This is a genomic window from Maridesulfovibrio salinus (genome assembly GCF_055394525.1).
Genome location: NZ_AP042461.1, coordinates 1,087,295 through 1,101,913, shown reverse-complemented (window position 1 = coordinate 1,101,913; position 14,619 = coordinate 1,087,295). Strand labels below are relative to the sequence as shown.

At 49.6% G+C, this 14,619-nt stretch carries 16 protein-coding genes; 15 read left to right on the top strand and 1 reads right to left on the bottom strand.

The window, feature by feature from the left end; genetic code table 11:
- Window positions 1–15 precede the first annotated feature (15 nt).
- Entirely contained in the window at window positions 16–237 is a 222-nt protein-coding gene (locus ACZ5PW_RS04855) for a hypothetical protein (RefSeq protein ID WP_464558483.1), read from the bottom strand.
- A gap of 31 nt (window positions 238–268) precedes the next feature.
- On the opposite strand from ACZ5PW_RS04855, the gene trbJ reads away from it, so the two are divergent.
- Genes trbJ through ACZ5PW_RS04780 form a run of 15 tightly spaced genes read left to right on the top strand, consistent with a single transcriptional unit; the run spans window position 269 to window position 14,614 of the window.
- Window positions 269–1,078 carry a P-type conjugative transfer protein TrbJ gene (gene trbJ / locus ACZ5PW_RS04850; RefSeq protein WP_464558481.1) on the top strand — a complete coding sequence of 270 codons (810 nt, stop codon included), beginning with the start codon at window positions 269–271 and terminating at the stop codon, window positions 1,076–1,078.
- Between the two features lie 38 nt (window positions 1,079–1,116).
- A complete protein-coding gene (gene trbL, locus ACZ5PW_RS04845; RefSeq protein ID WP_464558479.1) occupies window positions 1,117–2,343 on the top strand; it encodes a P-type conjugative transfer protein TrbL in 1,227 nt (408 codons plus the stop codon).
- Window positions 2,344–2,362: 19 nt separating this feature from the next.
- Complete coding sequence (locus ACZ5PW_RS04840) at window positions 2,363–3,022, top strand: VirB8/TrbF family protein (protein WP_464558477.1); 660 nt, start codon at window positions 2,363–2,365, stop codon at window positions 3,020–3,022.
- Between the two features lie 13 nt (window positions 3,023–3,035).
- Entirely contained in the window at window positions 3,036–4,040 is a 1,005-nt protein-coding gene (trbG, locus tag ACZ5PW_RS04835; protein ID WP_464558475.1) for a P-type conjugative transfer protein TrbG, read from the top strand.
- Window positions 4,037–4,765, top strand: coding sequence for a TcpQ domain-containing protein (locus tag ACZ5PW_RS04830; RefSeq protein WP_464558473.1), 729 nt, complete (start codon window positions 4,037–4,039; stop codon window positions 4,763–4,765). The genes trbG and ACZ5PW_RS04830 overlap by 4 nt, the downstream gene beginning before the upstream one ends.
- A gap of 2 nt (window positions 4,766–4,767) precedes the next feature.
- The gene (locus tag ACZ5PW_RS04825; RefSeq protein WP_464558471.1) at window positions 4,768–6,288 is read left to right on the top strand and encodes a secretin N-terminal domain-containing protein; all 1,521 of its coding nucleotides are present in this window, start codon (window positions 4,768–4,770) and stop codon (window positions 6,286–6,288) included.
- 2 nt (window positions 6,289–6,290) lie between these two features.
- Window positions 6,291–7,538 (top strand): type 4b pilus protein PilO2, encoded by a 1,248-nt coding sequence (pilO2, locus tag ACZ5PW_RS04820; RefSeq protein ID WP_464558469.1) that lies wholly within the window; start codon window positions 6,291–6,293, stop codon window positions 7,536–7,538.
- Window positions 7,525–8,244 (top strand): hypothetical protein, encoded by a 720-nt coding sequence (locus ACZ5PW_RS04815; RefSeq protein WP_464558467.1) that lies wholly within the window; start codon window positions 7,525–7,527, stop codon window positions 8,242–8,244. The genes pilO2 and ACZ5PW_RS04815 overlap by 14 nt, the downstream gene beginning before the upstream one ends.
- 3 nt (window positions 8,245–8,247) lie before the next feature.
- Window positions 8,248–9,849 carry a GspE/PulE family protein gene (locus ACZ5PW_RS04810; protein WP_464558465.1) on the top strand — a complete coding sequence of 534 codons (1,602 nt, stop codon included), beginning with the start codon at window positions 8,248–8,250 and terminating at the stop codon, window positions 9,847–9,849.
- The gene (locus ACZ5PW_RS04805) at window positions 9,836–10,906 is read left to right on the top strand and encodes a type II secretion system F family protein (protein ID WP_464558463.1); all 1,071 of its coding nucleotides are present in this window, start codon (window positions 9,836–9,838) and stop codon (window positions 10,904–10,906) included. The genes ACZ5PW_RS04810 and ACZ5PW_RS04805 overlap by 14 nt, the downstream gene beginning before the upstream one ends.
- A 12-nt stretch (window positions 10,907–10,918) precedes the next feature.
- A complete protein-coding gene (locus tag ACZ5PW_RS04800) occupies window positions 10,919–11,398 on the top strand; it encodes a type 4 pilus major pilin (protein ID WP_464558461.1) in 480 nt (159 codons plus the stop codon).
- Between the two features lie 12 nt (window positions 11,399–11,410).
- Window positions 11,411–12,391 carry an ATPase, T2SS/T4P/T4SS family gene (locus tag ACZ5PW_RS04795; protein WP_464558459.1) on the top strand — a complete coding sequence of 327 codons (981 nt, stop codon included), beginning with the start codon at window positions 11,411–11,413 and terminating at the stop codon, window positions 12,389–12,391.
- A complete protein-coding gene (pilM, locus tag ACZ5PW_RS04790; RefSeq protein WP_464558457.1) occupies window positions 12,388–12,822 on the top strand; it encodes a type IV pilus biogenesis protein PilM in 435 nt (144 codons plus the stop codon). The genes ACZ5PW_RS04795 and pilM overlap by 4 nt, the downstream gene beginning before the upstream one ends.
- An 8-nt stretch (window positions 12,823–12,830) precedes the next feature.
- On the top strand, window positions 12,831–13,970 hold the full coding sequence (gene pilV, locus ACZ5PW_RS04785) for a shufflon system plasmid conjugative transfer pilus tip adhesin PilV (protein ID WP_464558455.1): 1,140 nt from the start codon (window positions 12,831–12,833) through the stop codon (window positions 13,968–13,970).
- An 11-nt stretch (window positions 13,971–13,981) separates the two neighbouring features.
- A complete protein-coding gene (locus tag ACZ5PW_RS04780; protein ID WP_464558453.1) occupies window positions 13,982–14,614 on the top strand; it encodes a tail fiber protein in 633 nt (210 codons plus the stop codon).
- Window positions 14,615–14,619: the final 5 nt, after the last annotated feature.

Here is a 14,619-nt window from a genome sequence, read left to right as displayed (position 1 = left end):
ACGTATATGACGATCCTATGATTGTGTCTCAGATAAATCTTCGCAAAGTTCTTCGCGTAACACCCCTACAAATTGAGTAAAACTGATGGACAATGCCCTCAATCCATCAGGGTTCCCCAAGTCTTTAACAAGCTCTATTTCTCCAGGAAATGCGCTGGGGACGATAGAACAATAGAGCTTCGCAGCCGCCATAAATAAAGCATCATCAGAAACATTTTTTAATTTACGCTGAGTCAACAATATTACTCCTTGGATTAGGTAGGACAAAATGAACAAGACACTTGCTACCATGTCACTTCTCATAATTTTAGTGACAGCCTCCCCGGCCAACGCCATGACAGTTACCTGCACTAATTGCAGCGACAAATTCCTGCAGGCGCTCGAACGCGCAACCAACATCGAGCAGTTGGAAAGCATGTACCGCACTTATGCTGAAGAGATGATGCAGACCCAGCAGCAGATCATGATGGTGAAGCAGAACATCGAGCAATACACCAACATGGTCAAAAATACCATCAGCTTACCTTTCGCCATCAAGAACAGCGTTATTCGGGATTTCAAGCAGTTGGCATCACTGACTATGGGCCTCAAAGAGACCGTCTCAAACATTGAGGTGCTGGATGGCGTTTATGATGCCTACTACCCGAACTTCAATTCAGCAAAGCAGCTTGTAGGGCTACCTTCTGGAGAGGTTAACCCCAAATATTACGAGTACTATGCCAAATGGTCTGAAAGAGTTGATGAGGCTACAGAAGCGACTTTCAAACTATCAGGTCAGCAGCTTAAAGAAATAAGCGAATCAGAAGAATTCGATTCATACATAGATGATCTTTTGGGAACTCCGGAAGGCCGCATGCAGGCCCTAGAAGCGGCCAACCAACTATCTTCTATTCAAATTTCTGAAATGAGAAAACTTCGAGCACTCATGGCCATGCATATTCAAAACCAAGCACAAATAGAACAGAAGAGGGAAAAAGAAACCCAGCTACAAAAACTGCATGAAGAAACATTCTTCAAACACATCTACAAGCAACAACTTGAAAGAGACGATCCTGAGCCAATCAGTAATAATTTTTAGAATTATTAATCCCAGTCATTAAGCCAAAGGGGCTCACCATGAGTATTTCTATTGGAAATTGCACCAAACTACAGTCTCGACAATTCCGAGTAAGTCCAAAGATCAGTTATATTATCACTTTGAGCTTATTCTTTGTACTTTTAACAACCAATTCACAGGCCCAAGGAACAGTTGCACCAACCCAAGACACGCATCTGCTATCAAAACTTTTAATAAAATTCCAAACAGAGGCAGCTAAATGGGAACCTCTGCTACAAGGATACTCCCTCACCCTTTTTAAATATCTACTCATTATAGATATTGCATGGAAAGGGATTAGACTCGGCATAAAAAGAACTCCTGTAGAAGAAATTATATCAGAACTGTTTCTCTTCATATTGTTCTCAACCATTATGCTAATCACCATCTTTCACTATAAGGAATGGGCCAACTCAATAATCACTCTATTTAGCCATATCGCACAAGAAGCCGGAGCACCTGCGGCAACCCCGACAGCGATATTCAGATCCGGCATGGAAATACTAGGTAAAATATGGGGAGAAGCTTCAATATGGAGTCCTGTAACTAGTACTGTTTTAGGGCTTTGTGCTATTGCAATAGTTATCACTTTTTCACTTATTGCCGCCCAAATGATGCTGGTAAAATGTGAATCTTTCATCGTGCTTAATTCAGGTGCCATTCTGCTTGGCCTGGGCGGAGCACAGCTAACCAGAGAATATGCCATTAACTTCCTACGCTACGCTCTCTCAGTAGCCTTGAAGCTTTTTGTTATGCAGCTCCTAATCTCTCTTAGCATTACATTCATAGATTCATTCATAAATGTCGAAGCCAAAAATGTTGAAGATATATTTGTAGTTCTTGGTGCATCAATAATCATCCTTGCCCTCACTATGTCCATCCCGGACATCGTTTCAGGAATAGTCAATGGATCCCATGTTTCCACCGGTAATGCCATGGCTTCCGCAGTCACTGCAATCAGCACGGCTTCATCTGCTGCGGTAAAAAGTATTGGTTCCGCCGCCAGTGGGGCCATAGGAGGAGCAGTTGGAACGAAGCGCGGCATGGATGCCCTTAAAGAAGCATGCTCTTTCGCTGACTCTGCCGGTAAAAGTGGCATGGGCAAACTGGGACATATGGCCGGAACAGGAGCCAACGCTCTGCGCGACAATCTTTCCCAGGGAAAATCAGCTGGCATTAGAAGCAGTGTCAAAGCTCAACATGAAGCATTCAAGATGCAACAACCTAACGATTCTTCAGACAAATAATTTCATGGAGTAATTACAAATGTCTAAAAACCAAGAATCCCCATACCTCAACGCCAAAGAAGAATGGTTCGAGCGATACGGCAGTTACATCACCAGCCGTAACCAGTGGCGCAATTTTGCCCTTGGGCTTCTTGTTACCTGCTTTATTTCGCTAAGCATAAACACTATTCAGGCAACCCAGAACAAGGTTGTTCCCTATGTCGTTGAAGTGGACAAACTCGGCCATTCGGTTGCCGTCAAACGTGCTGATAAAGCAGAGCCGACTTCTGACCGCATCATTCAGGCTGAAATCGCCAATCTCATTGTTAACTGGAGGACTGTCACCGCTGACATAGGGCTGCAGAAAAAGATGGTTCAACGAATGTCTTCTTTTGTGATCGGCGCGGCTCGTGGCGCGACCAGAAGCTGGTATGAAGCGAACAACCCATATGAACGAGGTCAGAAAGTCCTTGTCGAAATCGATATCAAGGGGATTCCCCTTCCGGTCAGCTCTGAGAGCTGGCGCATCGAATGGCTGGAAACAGTGCGCAACCATTCCGGTGTCACCATGTCCAGCACCAAGTATGAAGCGACCCTAAAAGTTCGCATTTCTCCCCCGACCACAGACAGCCAAATTATCAGGAACCCTGCAGGCGTTTACGTCACAGAATTGTCCTGGGCAAAACTTCTCGAACAATAGGAGCAAAGCAGAAATGAAACACCTCATTTTAACATTTTTCCTTGTTCTGATCGCCTGTTCCGGATGGGCTGCGCCTGAAACGCAGCAATCCGGTCAGCAAAACCCAGATCAGGGATTCATGAACAAGGTATTTGCACAGCATTTACCGCCAAAAACTGAAGAAAAAGCAGCAAAGTCGGATAAAAATCTGTCTTATTCGACCGCTGTGATGGCGCAGCCGGATTACATCTCTAAAACAAACGTTCGTCTTAATAGCAAAGAATGGGAAGCTCTGAAGCTTTCCAAGGAGTGGATCAACCGCAAAATAAATCCGGTCATGCAGAGCAATGGCAAGGTTGTTTATGTCTTTGGAGCCACCATGCCGACCATCATCTGCTCCCCGCTGATGACTTCTGACCTTGAACTTCAGCCTGGTGAGAACGTCAATGATGTGATTGTCGGTGATACCGCTCGCTGGATGGTCGTAGTCGGTCAGTCCGGAACACCGGGCAGGGAAGCCACCCACATTATTATCAAACCCCTTGATGCGGGACTTGTGACCACTGCCGTCATTACTACCGACCGCAGGGTTTATCACCTGAAGCTTGTCTCTCGTCGAAAGGACTACAATCCGTATGTTTCTTTCATCTATCCGGAGGATCAGCAGAAGATTCTTAAGGCCAGCCTTAAGCGCAAAAAGAAAAAAGACATCTGGAACACCACCCAGATTGAGGAAAAGACTGTGGACCTTTCCACTTTGGATTTCAGCTACACCATCAGCGGTGATGACGCGAGCTGGAAACCCATGCGGGTCTACAATGATGGGATCAGAACTTTCATTCAGCTTCCGAGAACGTCCTCTCAAACAGAAATTCCCGTGCTGCTGGTTGAAAAGGCCGGGCAGGAAGCGATCGTCAACTATCGGGTCAAAGGCAATGCCATGATCGTTGATGAGGTCTTTGAAAAAGCAATCCTCGTGGCCGGAACCGGAATGGATCAGGCCAAGGTGGAAATCACACGGGTGGAGGTGACCAAATGAGAGTTCTGTTCCTTATCATCCTTCTTCTCTTCCCTACCGGATGCAACGGACTTCGCAATATGACCAAACAGGTCGAAGTCGTTGAACAGGCTGCTCCCATGTACGAAGAACACGAAGTGGAGTCCATCGTCGAGGAAGCGGCACTCAAGGTTGCAGCTCATTACCCTCCGGGGCGCACCGTGTTGCACCTGACTGTTTCGGACAATCCCTGCGGCTGGAAATTCGAAGCCAATCTCCGTGAACAGGGTTTTCAGTTCAGCCCCAAGACTACTGATCCCAATGTCCTTGATATGAACATGGTCTTCGATTCCATAACCAACAGCACCCTTTATTATCTGTACCTCGGCTCTTCGGACGGTTGGTCCTTCGGGCAGGTCTACAACCTGACTTTTGAAGGATTCGAAAAGTCCGGACTGCTGACTCAGACGCCGGCTTTCTTCGAGTTCGTTGGTGGTGATTCCGAACAGGTCGAATCTCCTCTCAATGAAAACTGGTCCATCGTTCCCGGTGGTCTGCGTGATCAGCTCAAACGCTGGGCCGGTCGTGCTGAATACACACTTGTCTGGAAGGCTAACCACGACTTTGAAATGCAGTCCCACGCAACTTTCAGGGACACATTTCCAAGGGCCGTAAAACGCCTCTTCTCAAGGATGCACGCCAACGGAAATTCCCTGCGCGTGACTCTCTATCAAAAGAACAAACACATCGTTGTCAGTGAGGATTAAGCATGAAACGCGTTTTGCTTCTCATACTCATCTCTTGTTTTACTCTTTGCAGCTGCGCTCCGCTCCAGTCCTCCCAACAGGAAAGATCGGTGAAAAGCCGTGCGGCCTCCATGAGAGCTGCCAGCAGCAAGAAGACTGTTTCTATTGTTCATGCTCCATACCTTGGAGCCACTCCGGTGGAGCTGAATCAACAACACAAACTGCCCACTGTCTTTTCCAAAATAGTTACCCTAAATGCTGTAGGAACAGCTCCGGAACTAGCGAGGAGAATAAGTGAACTTGTTCCGCTACGCATTGAAGTAGAGCAAAACAATAAACATATTATCCAACAAAAGGATAAAACTTCCACCGGTCCTAAGAAGCTTAGAATCAGGTATAATGGCCAGCTAACGGGATTACTTGACTATGTATGTGAGTTTTTCGGTCTAGGCTGGGAATATGACCAGCAAAGCGGAAAGGTTGAGATTGCTCGTCTGCAGACCAGGTCATTCAACCTTGCAGTGGCTCCGGGCAACATCAAGTACGAATCAACCATTACCAACAAGTCCCAGACTTCCGGCAGTTCCTCCGATTCCAGCAGTATGGAAGGAGTAAGCCAGACCACCAAGACCTCAGACAGCGTCAGCCAGACTTCACAGACCAACAAAGCCAGCTTTGAAGGCAATGTCTGGAAGGATACTGAAAAATCCATTGAAGCAATGCTTTCCAAGGATGGCCGGGTTGTAATTAGCGAAGCAGCCGGAATGGTCACCGTTACCGATACCGCCACTGTTCTGCGCAGAGTCGGAAACTATATCACATCCCTGAACACCAAGATGGGCAGGCAGGTAGCTTTAGCCGTAAAAGTCTGGGCTCTGGAGATGAATCGTAATGCTGATGTGGGCTTTGATATTGAATCCATTCTTAAAGCCGGCCAATCAAGCTTCAGCATGCTCGGCGGCCAGCCCTACAGCACCATTTCCGGAGCGGGAACTCTTACTGCCGCAATTCTGGACGGGAACTGGAAAGACACCAAGCTCATGCTCCGCGCTCTGAAGCAGCGGGGACGCACCACCCTGCTCACGTCCGGTTCCGGGATTGTCATGAATAACCAGGCCCTGCCAGTTCAGGTGGTCAAACGCGACACCTACCTTGCCGGTATCAGCTCCACCACCACGGAAAATTCCATGCAGACCTCGGAACTGACGCCTGGTGAAGTTTCCACCGGCTTTTCCATGACCGTGATCCCGCACATCATGAACAACCGTAAGGCCATTCTGCAATACAACATCACCCTTTCCTCCCTTGATTCCATGGAAGAGTTCACTTCCGGAGATCTGACCATTCAGCTCCCGCAGGTTTCCACCCGCAGCTTCAGCCAGCGGGTCAAAATGAAATGCGGCCAGACCTTAGTCCTTGCAGGCTTTGAGCAGGAAACCGACCAGCAATCCAAAGGATTCGGTATCAGCGCGGGCGGCCACAGTCAGAAGTACGGCAAGAGCCTGATTATTATCACCATTGAGATGGAAAGTGCCGGAGTATAACCATGCGCAGTATCAGAATTAAAAAGAAAGAATACGCCATCGGCCTATGGTGGCAGATCCTTGAAGACAAAGGTAAAAAACAGCTCCTTGAAAAGGCCCGCTCTGTGGCCGAAGATTTCAAGGACCGCGATTACAACTGCCTTGTTCCCCGCAAACAGCAGTATGGTCTTGGTTCCTGCGAAGGAGCTAAGGTCAAACGACTGCCTTCTCTGGCCTGTGCTCTGGTGGAGAGATCAACCGAAACCTGGATCGGCATGTTCCGCCTTGCGGACGATTGCTGGTGGGTCTGCGCAGTCAGCAAGAAGACGATTGTTGCTGAAGGTGATCAGTTCTTCAGCTCCCGCGCGGAAGCACAAGCCCACCTTTCGAGCCTTAAGTCCATGTCCAGTTGGGACAATCAATACATCTGCGAGACAGTTGAAGAAGCCCTATCCCATTTTGACGGGCTGCTTAAAGCTTCAGAGCGGGTTCAACCTCTCTACCCTGAACACTCCAACCTGAAACTCATCATTGGAGCGGCCATCATTCTTTCAGCCTGCACAGGCTGGTACATGTGGAATGCACATCAGCAGGATCTGCGTGAAGCTGAGCAACGCAGAATCGCCAATGAAGCACGCCAAAAAGAACTCCAAAAGCAGGAAACAATCCAAAAAGATCCGGAGCAGATATTTTCCATGGTCTGGCAGGAAACGCCCCTGCCGTCGACATTTGCTCATGAATTCCTGCGCGCGGTGCGTAACACGGAACCTTATTCCCTAGGCTGGAAGCTCAATTCCATTGTCCGTGATTCGAACGGAATATACATGGCCTGGCTGCATCTGGAAGGAGCAGATTTCACCAACCGCCCCAGCATTAAGACTGTCAACTCAACCCTTGGATCAAGGCCGGAGATAGCGGATCTGACCATTGATTACCCGGAAGCTGAGAAACGTCCTGAGCAAAGCCTTGTAAGTAAGGACGTTGCAACAGCGCGCCTCTATGAATTGACGCGCAATCTCGGGGCCAGGCTGAGTCTGACATGGCAGGCTCCTGAAACCAAAAAGCTAAACAACAAAATCCTCAAGAAAGCCGTTGCCGTCTCAGCTCCGTGGGTCAAGGGGGAGTGGAAACTTTCCGCTCTGCCGCTCGGAGTGACGATTGAGGACGCGCTTTTCAGGGCAATGGATTCCATCCCCTGCCTGGTCCTTTCTAAAATCGATTTCACCAACAACAAATGCACCCTGGAGGGACAGATTTATGCGAGTTACTAGCCTGCTTTTTCTGCTCTTGCTTATAGCCACTCCGGCATTCGCTGAGGACTTGTCTGACCTCAATCCGGAAGGAGAACTCCTTATCGATGTGGATACGGGAAACGCCACCAGCTCAACTAATGCGACTGGAAACATCGCACTGGGCAACGCCACAAATGCGACAGCCAATCTCAGCGCAGCAAACGGTACGGCCATCACTGCGTTCATGACTGATTCAAACAGCACCGCAGAAGCCGGGAAACAGGAAAATTTCAAGCCGGCAAACAACGCTACCGCCAGCCCTCAACAGGAAACAAGGCCTGACCCAACTGTGCAGACGGGACCGCAGGACGCTGTGCTTGCGCGACCGGCGGTAAGCATCAGTGACATGAACAACATGCGCAGCCTGATTGAATATCGAAAGCTTCAAGTGAAACTTGCCAAGGAAGAAAAGGAACTGCTTGAGCTGACCGTTCCGATTCCGGCTCCGGCCAAAACCTCAAGCATCAAAACCACATCAAAAAAGAAATCCCGTCCGACATGGCCCAAGGTTGTGTCGATTCAAGGCGTGGACGGCAGGCTTTCCGCTACCCTTTCAAGTCCCGCAGGTATCGAGACTGTACGGGTCGGTAACAATGCCGGTCCCGGAAAAGTAGTTTCCATAACCCCTAAGAAAGTTCTGGTCCGTGCAAACGGCAGGAACATTGCCTTGAAGTTCAAGGAGTAAAACATGACTGACAACGAAATTCCCTCAAGTCTTCAGGAACGTGTCCTGTTTCTGGACGGCAAGATTATCATCTCATCAGAAGTGGAAGATGACGCTACCCTGATGTCTTTCCTGAGTTACGCGGCCCGTAAGGGATTTACTGAAATGGAAAGGATGAAGTCCGACGAATTTCAGAAATTGCGTAATAAACACTTCACCAGGGCAGAAACAAGCAGCGACATCCAGAAGCTGGCCATTCAGATAATCGCTGAAGCTCACGAACAGGGAGCATCGGACATTCACATCACGGATCACGGCCCTTTTACCTCCATAACATTCCGTAAACTGGGAATGGTTCAGGACTACAAACAATTGATGGGGGAAACAGGCCGGAAGATCATTGTCGCCATTTATCAGACTATGTCCAATCAGGCGGATTCGACATTTGTGGCCACTGAAAGTCAGGATGCCAGAATTTCAAACCGCGACTATCTTCCCAATGACGTTCACTCCATACGCATTCACACCGAATCCCTTGAAGAGGCCATGGCCCAGAATGGAAGCGGAACAGAAATGGCACTGCGACTGCTTTATGACCGCACCACTGCCAAGGGTAACCTTCAGGAAAGACTGGCAACTCTCGGTTATTCTGAAAGACATATACGCCGGTTCCAGTTCCTCACCCAGCGTTCAGGCCTGGTACTCCTTTCAGGGCCTACTGGTGCAGGTAAATCAACCGCGTTGAAACACATCATGGAAAGCATGGCCAGGGACAATCCGGAAAAGAACTTTTTGGCGGTTGAAGATCCGGTGGAATACCCGCTTGAAAGAATTAAACAGATCAGAGTCAGAACTGGAGATAAAGGCAAAAGAGGCGAAGAATACAGCAGAGCCATAGCCGGTTTAATGCGCTGTGACCCGGATGTGATCATGATCGGTGAGATCCGCTACGCTGAAGCAGCTTCAGCAGCTCTTGATGCCGCGCAGACCGGTCACGGAGTATGGACCACAGTCCATGCAAACAGTGCCTTCGGGATCATCCAGAGAATGGTTTCCCTGCTTAGAGCTGCCAATTATCCGGACCCGCTTGAATATCTCTGCGACCACACAGTTCTTTCCGGTCTGCACCATCAGCGTCTTGTTCCGGTGCTCTGCCCGCACTGCAAGATGCCCATCAGAAAAATAACCGAGCTTTCGGAAGATAACGAATTGCGTCGCAAAAACCTGCCTAAGCCGGTATTGAACCGCCTTTTCAGAGCAGTGAATGAAATGGATAACGTCCATATCAGGGGTGAAGGATGTAAAGAATGCGCAGGCATGGGAATCATCGGCCAGACTGTAGCCTCTGAAATAGTCACTACCGACCATGTGATTTTGCGCAACATCCGGGCAGGGAACACCGAAGGGGCATACAAGCACTGGCGTTATGAACAAAACGGCCAGACCTTTGTGAACCATGCAATAGATCTCGTTGAACAGGGCCTTATAGATCCGTATCTCACCGAAAAAAGACTCGGTGTTCCGTTGAACTACGCCAAGGCCTTTGACGACTTCAACCTCTCCGCATCAGACCTTGATGAGCTGGCCGGATCTCAGACCGTGGAGGCTCCGAATGCAGCAAACTGATCTGACCATAATCATTTCCCGGTTATTCTTCGGAGAGTCAGTTCGTATCCGCTTTTACAGAAAGCTGGCTGCTCTGACCCGCCATGGGGTAAGCGCGGTAGACAGTATTACGGAGCTGCAGGAAAGATACGCCAAGCAGCGCAGTCCTCTGGCCCGTGTGTTGACTGAAGTCTCCTCCCGTCTGGATTCCGGAAGCAAGCTTGATGAAGCCATGCACGGATTCATTCCCGCTGAAGAAGTCATGCTTATCAATAGCGGTGTTAATTCCGCTAAACTGTACGAAGCCCTTGATCTCGCAGTCCGCCTGATTCAGGCCCGGCAAAAAATCATCAGCTCCATGCGCAAAGCTCTGGCCTATCCGGCTTTGCTGATCTGCGCGCTTATTTCCCTGCTGCTGGTGCTATCAAGGTATGCCATGCCCAAGTTCGCCCAGCTTTCTGATCCGCAACACTGGGCAGGTGGAGCAAAAGCACTCTACCGGGTTTCCAACTTTATCGATTCTACAGCGGGCACAGTCCTTTTTGCAGGAATCATCTTAGCTTTCCTGCTCTCTCTGGCGACTATCAAAATCTGGACCGGCAAAGTCCGCGTTCGCTTTGATTCTGTTCCGCCATGGTCTTTCTACCGACTGATAATCGGCAGCCTATGGCTGTTCACCCTATCCACATTGATGAAATCGGGAATACAGCTTTCACAAGCCATCAATGAGATGCTTTCTACTCCCGGGACAAGTCCATGGCTCAAGGAACGTCTCAAGTCCGTAAAGGCTCAGCTCAGTCTCGGTAAGGGACTTGGGCAGGCTCTGGATGATTCCGGCTACCAGTTCCCCACCACAGAAATAATTGAGGACCTGCGCATCTACTCACGGCTTCCCAACTTTGACAGCCAGCTTCATCTCATTGCCGAGGAAATGCTGACGGAAGGAACCGAGAAGATCAAATCACAGGCCAAATTCATCAATGTTTTCTGCATCATCAGCATTGTCGCGGTGGTGTCCAATATCGTTCTGGCGATTTCCTCAATCCAGCAACAGCTCGGTCAAAACATAGCTTACTAAGGAGAATAAAAAATGACCTTACTTGAAACAGTCGGCGCGCTGCTTATCGCAGCACTTGTCCTGGGTGGTTCCGCGTTCATGATTAAAAAAGGAATTGAAAGTGACAAGGTCACAAGTGCCCAACAGAACCTTTCCACCTTCCGCCTTGACGTGAAGAACCTCTATAAAGGCGAACCCGATTTCACGGGCCTGACCACAGAGATAGCCGTCACCAACAAGATTGTTCCTGACGGAATGCTCAAAAGCGGTGGAACCGTGCGCAATGTCTGGAATGGCGACGTTACCGTTGCAGCCGGAGCAGATCCGACCACCTTCACCATTACCCACAATAATGTTCCGGAATACGCCTGCGTAAAGATGGCCACATTCCAGGCTGAGTCCTGGGAATCAATCACCGTTAACGGGGTTGAGATCACACAAGGTAGTGGAATGGTTGCTTCAATTTCCGAACAACTCTCCGAAGCCAACACCATAGTCTTCACCTCCAACTAACAGAGGCTTCAGATGGAACTCAAAAGTGCATCATTCACAGATTTGATTCTTCATGAGAGCGGGGAGGCTTTCATGAAAGGCTGCGATTCCTGCGGCCAGAAACTTGTCCCCTGCGAGGACGGAATCAAGAAGGAGATCAAGCTCCTTCATGAGAAAGTCCTCAAAGTCCATGAAAAGAGTGAAAGACACACTTTTCGGGTCATTCATGAAGATATCGGCTACCGGGTCGCTCTGTACGAAGGCGTGGATTGGGGAAGCGGCAAGGTTTTCTTCCTACGCCGGATTCAGGAACAGGTTGAAAACTTCAATAGGATAGGCATGCCGGAACCGATTGCGAAGTGGCTTCTCTCTGAAGAACAAAGCAAAGGTCTGGTGCTTTTCACCGGTGCGCAGGCCTCCGGTAAGACCTACAGCGCGTCTTCCCTGGTAGCGACCCGTCTTGCAACGCTAGGCGGCCATGGAGTCAGCTTTGAAAATCCTGCAGAAATGCCCCTTGACGGTAAGCATGGTGAATACGGTTTCTGCTTTCAGGCAGAAATCGAACGCGAAGAAGATCTGGCAGAAGGCATTGAACGATCACACCGCTTCGCTTCACCCAACATCATCTATATCGGTGAAATCCGCAGCAAGCACGCAGCAAGTGAAGCCCTGCGGGTCTGCCTTGGTTCAGACAAACAAATCGTCATCGCAACCATGCACGGATTTGATCTCGTAACAGCCCTTGAACGTTTAGTAACCATGGCCCGTGAAACTGACGGAGAAATAGCCAGCCAGAACCTAGCACAGGGACTGCTTGCCGTCGTGCATCAGCAACTTGAACAAAATGAAGAAGGAAAAAAGATTCTGCACGTTCCACAGTTCCTGCTTGCCCCTTTCAATGAAAATTACAAAGGACTGCGAGCAAAAATCAAGAACGGTGAAATGGCAGGTTTGCAGGAAGAAATGCGTGAACAGAAGAACCGGATTCAATTCGGAGGGCTGGATTCAATATGAAGACTCTCGCTGCACTCTTCACCCTGCTCGGTGTGCTGGCAATGGTCACTCCGGAAACGCTGCTCACACATTCAGAAATGGATCAGGCACGGGCCGTTGCCGTCAATTTCGGGATCTACCGCAACGCAGTGAATGAATATGCTCTCGCCAATCCTTCTGCTCTAGCAGGGATTGCCATTCCAGTGTCACTCCTTGACCTGCCGTCCGGTTGGAAATCCATGCGTGCATGGACCAACCGACCGGACGGCGGGAACTTATACGTCTGGGGACCGGTCAAAAATGGTGAAGCAGCGGAAATTATGGAGCTGTTCATGAATTCCTACGCCGTAGGAATCAAGCGAAACGGATCACTGGTTAACGCCAATGGGACGGGCATAGCTCTGCCAGATTTCATACCAACCGGCAGCATCGTCAGCGTAATCACCCCATAGGAGCTGAAATGAAATTTAACCCTAAAAGTAAACAGGCCGGGATGGGCATGGTGGATGCCATTGCCGCACTTTTCATCATTGCGCTGATGATCCCCATGCTTTCAGACATGATGGACAGAGGCTTTCGGTATGTGGACGAAAAGAATGTCAGCAGTCATCTCGCAACAGTCCTTGATGCGGCTTCCGCTTATGCCAAGGAGCACTATTCTGATCTGATAGATTCATCCACTGCCAGCAGTGCCACCACAGTTACTATGGCCCAGCTTCGTTCAGGCAACTTCCTTCCTGCAGGATTCCAGGACCGTAACGGCTGGGGTCAGCGTTACGGAATCTATGTACTTGAACCTAATACAGACGACCTACAAGTTGTAGTCCTGACCTATGACGGACGCACGGCCGCAAACGACAAACGATTCGGCACTGCTTCAGCTCCTTCAGCCGCAGCCATGGTCGGAGGAGCCGGTGGTTACATCCCCACCGGAGACCTTCCCGGCCAGAGCTCAACGGAACTGCGCGGGTCCTACGGCGGCTGGACCGTAAACCTTGCCGGAACCAATATTCCTGTACCCAGTCCCGGACACATAGGCGGACGAGCTTTCCTGCGTGAAGGCGATCTCAGTCAGGATTTCCTCTACCGTGTGGAAGTTCCCGGTCATCCGGAACTGAACGAAATGTCCACTGAACTGGATATGACCGACCACGCCATTGAGAACGTGAAGGAAATCCAGTTCGATGAGCATACCATAGACGACATCGATGCTACCGGCTTTTGCGGTGATCCGGATAAAGAAGGCCGCATTTTCTTTGATCCTGCAGTCGGCCTTTACATCTGCCGTGAAGGTGAACCGCAAATACTAGCCGATACCGGCAATTCCCAACTCTTCAAGGATGCAACTTACGCTTCAGACGGGGAGTTGATCCCCAAGCCCACCTGTCCACCAGGAGTTACTTCCGCACCACAAATCTTTGTGGCTCCGGCCGTCTTTGCCGAGGGTTCAGAGTCGCAGGCCTTCGTCGCTGTCCAGTCATGGGCAACCGATGAAGGCGACAATTGGCGGGTACACCTGAGAATCAAAGACGTAACCGACACATGGGTATCCCCTCCCGCTGGCTACGGCAAAGTAATGGTTCTGACCACCTGTAACTAAAGGAGAAGATCATGAAATTAGAAGAAAAGAGACCAATGTCATTCAGAACTCTGCTCATGGTTATTTCCGCCTGCATCTTCCTGCTGGCGGCGGTTCTGATCGTCCTGTCCTACACTCCCGAAGCCTTTGCCGGGGATGCAACCAGTTTCAACCCGACTTCTGTTTCAGTGCAGGCAAAGGGCGTTAGCGACACTCCCATTGGAGGCGTAATTCCATTTAGAGGAACAACCGTTCCGGATGGCTGGCTTGAATGCAATGGCCAGTCAACAGCCGGCTATCCGGAACTGGCTGCTGCAGTCGGCCCAAATGTTCCAGACCTGCGCGGTGAATTTATCCGGGGCTGGGATAACGGAAGAGGATTAGACAGTGGAAGAGCATTAGGAAGCTCTCAAAGTGATGCAATGGAGGCTCACAGCCATACCACAACAATTTCTGTTTCAATATCCGGAAGTGTTTCTGTCCCGATTGAACAGAACAACTTATATCAAGGTTTTGGCTTTGAAAGAGGACACGGTCCTGGTGGCTATTACTCTTCAAGTTTTTCTGGTTCCGGTTCCGGAACAGGCGTCTCAACCACTGCAGGTACCGGTAACGAAAACCGTCCCCGCAATATCGCACTCATGTATATCATCAAGGCTCAATAGGAACC

Bases quoted from the DNA above. Each gene is read 5' to 3' on its own strand.
- ACZ5PW_RS04795 (WP_464558459.1), top strand. From the start codon at position 11,411: ATGGAACTCAAAAGTGCATCATTCACAGATTTGATTCTTCATGAGAGC.
- pilM (WP_464558457.1), top strand. From the start codon at position 12,388: ATGAAGACTCTCGCTGCACTCTTCACCCTGCTCGGTGTGCTGGCAATG.
- trbL (WP_464558479.1), top strand. From the start codon at position 1,117: ATGAGTATTTCTATTGGAAATTGCACCAAACTACAGTCTCGACAATTC.
- ACZ5PW_RS04800 (WP_464558461.1), top strand. From the start codon at position 10,919: ATGACCTTACTTGAAACAGTCGGCGCGCTGCTTATCGCAGCACTTGTC.
- ACZ5PW_RS04830 (WP_464558473.1), top strand. From the start codon at position 4,037: ATGAGAGTTCTGTTCCTTATCATCCTTCTTCTCTTCCCTACCGGATGC.
- trbG (WP_464558475.1), top strand. From the start codon at position 3,036: ATGAAACACCTCATTTTAACATTTTTCCTTGTTCTGATCGCCTGTTCC.
- ACZ5PW_RS04780 (WP_464558453.1), top strand. From the start codon at position 13,982: ATGAAATTAGAAGAAAAGAGACCAATGTCATTCAGAACTCTGCTCATG.
- ACZ5PW_RS04805 (WP_464558463.1), top strand. From the start codon at position 9,836: ATGCAGCAAACTGATCTGACCATAATCATTTCCCGGTTATTCTTCGGA.
- ACZ5PW_RS04810 (WP_464558465.1), top strand. From the start codon at position 8,248: ATGACTGACAACGAAATTCCCTCAAGTCTTCAGGAACGTGTCCTGTTT.
- pilV (WP_464558455.1), top strand. From the start codon at position 12,831: ATGAAATTTAACCCTAAAAGTAAACAGGCCGGGATGGGCATGGTGGAT.
- ACZ5PW_RS04815 (WP_464558467.1), top strand. From the start codon at position 7,525: ATGCGAGTTACTAGCCTGCTTTTTCTGCTCTTGCTTATAGCCACTCCG.
- ACZ5PW_RS04840 (WP_464558477.1), top strand. From the start codon at position 2,363: ATGTCTAAAAACCAAGAATCCCCATACCTCAACGCCAAAGAAGAATGG.
- trbJ (WP_464558481.1), top strand. From the start codon at position 269: ATGAACAAGACACTTGCTACCATGTCACTTCTCATAATTTTAGTGACA.
- pilO2 (WP_464558469.1), top strand. From the start codon at position 6,291: ATGCGCAGTATCAGAATTAAAAAGAAAGAATACGCCATCGGCCTATGG.
- ACZ5PW_RS04825 (WP_464558471.1), top strand. From the start codon at position 4,768: ATGAAACGCGTTTTGCTTCTCATACTCATCTCTTGTTTTACTCTTTGC.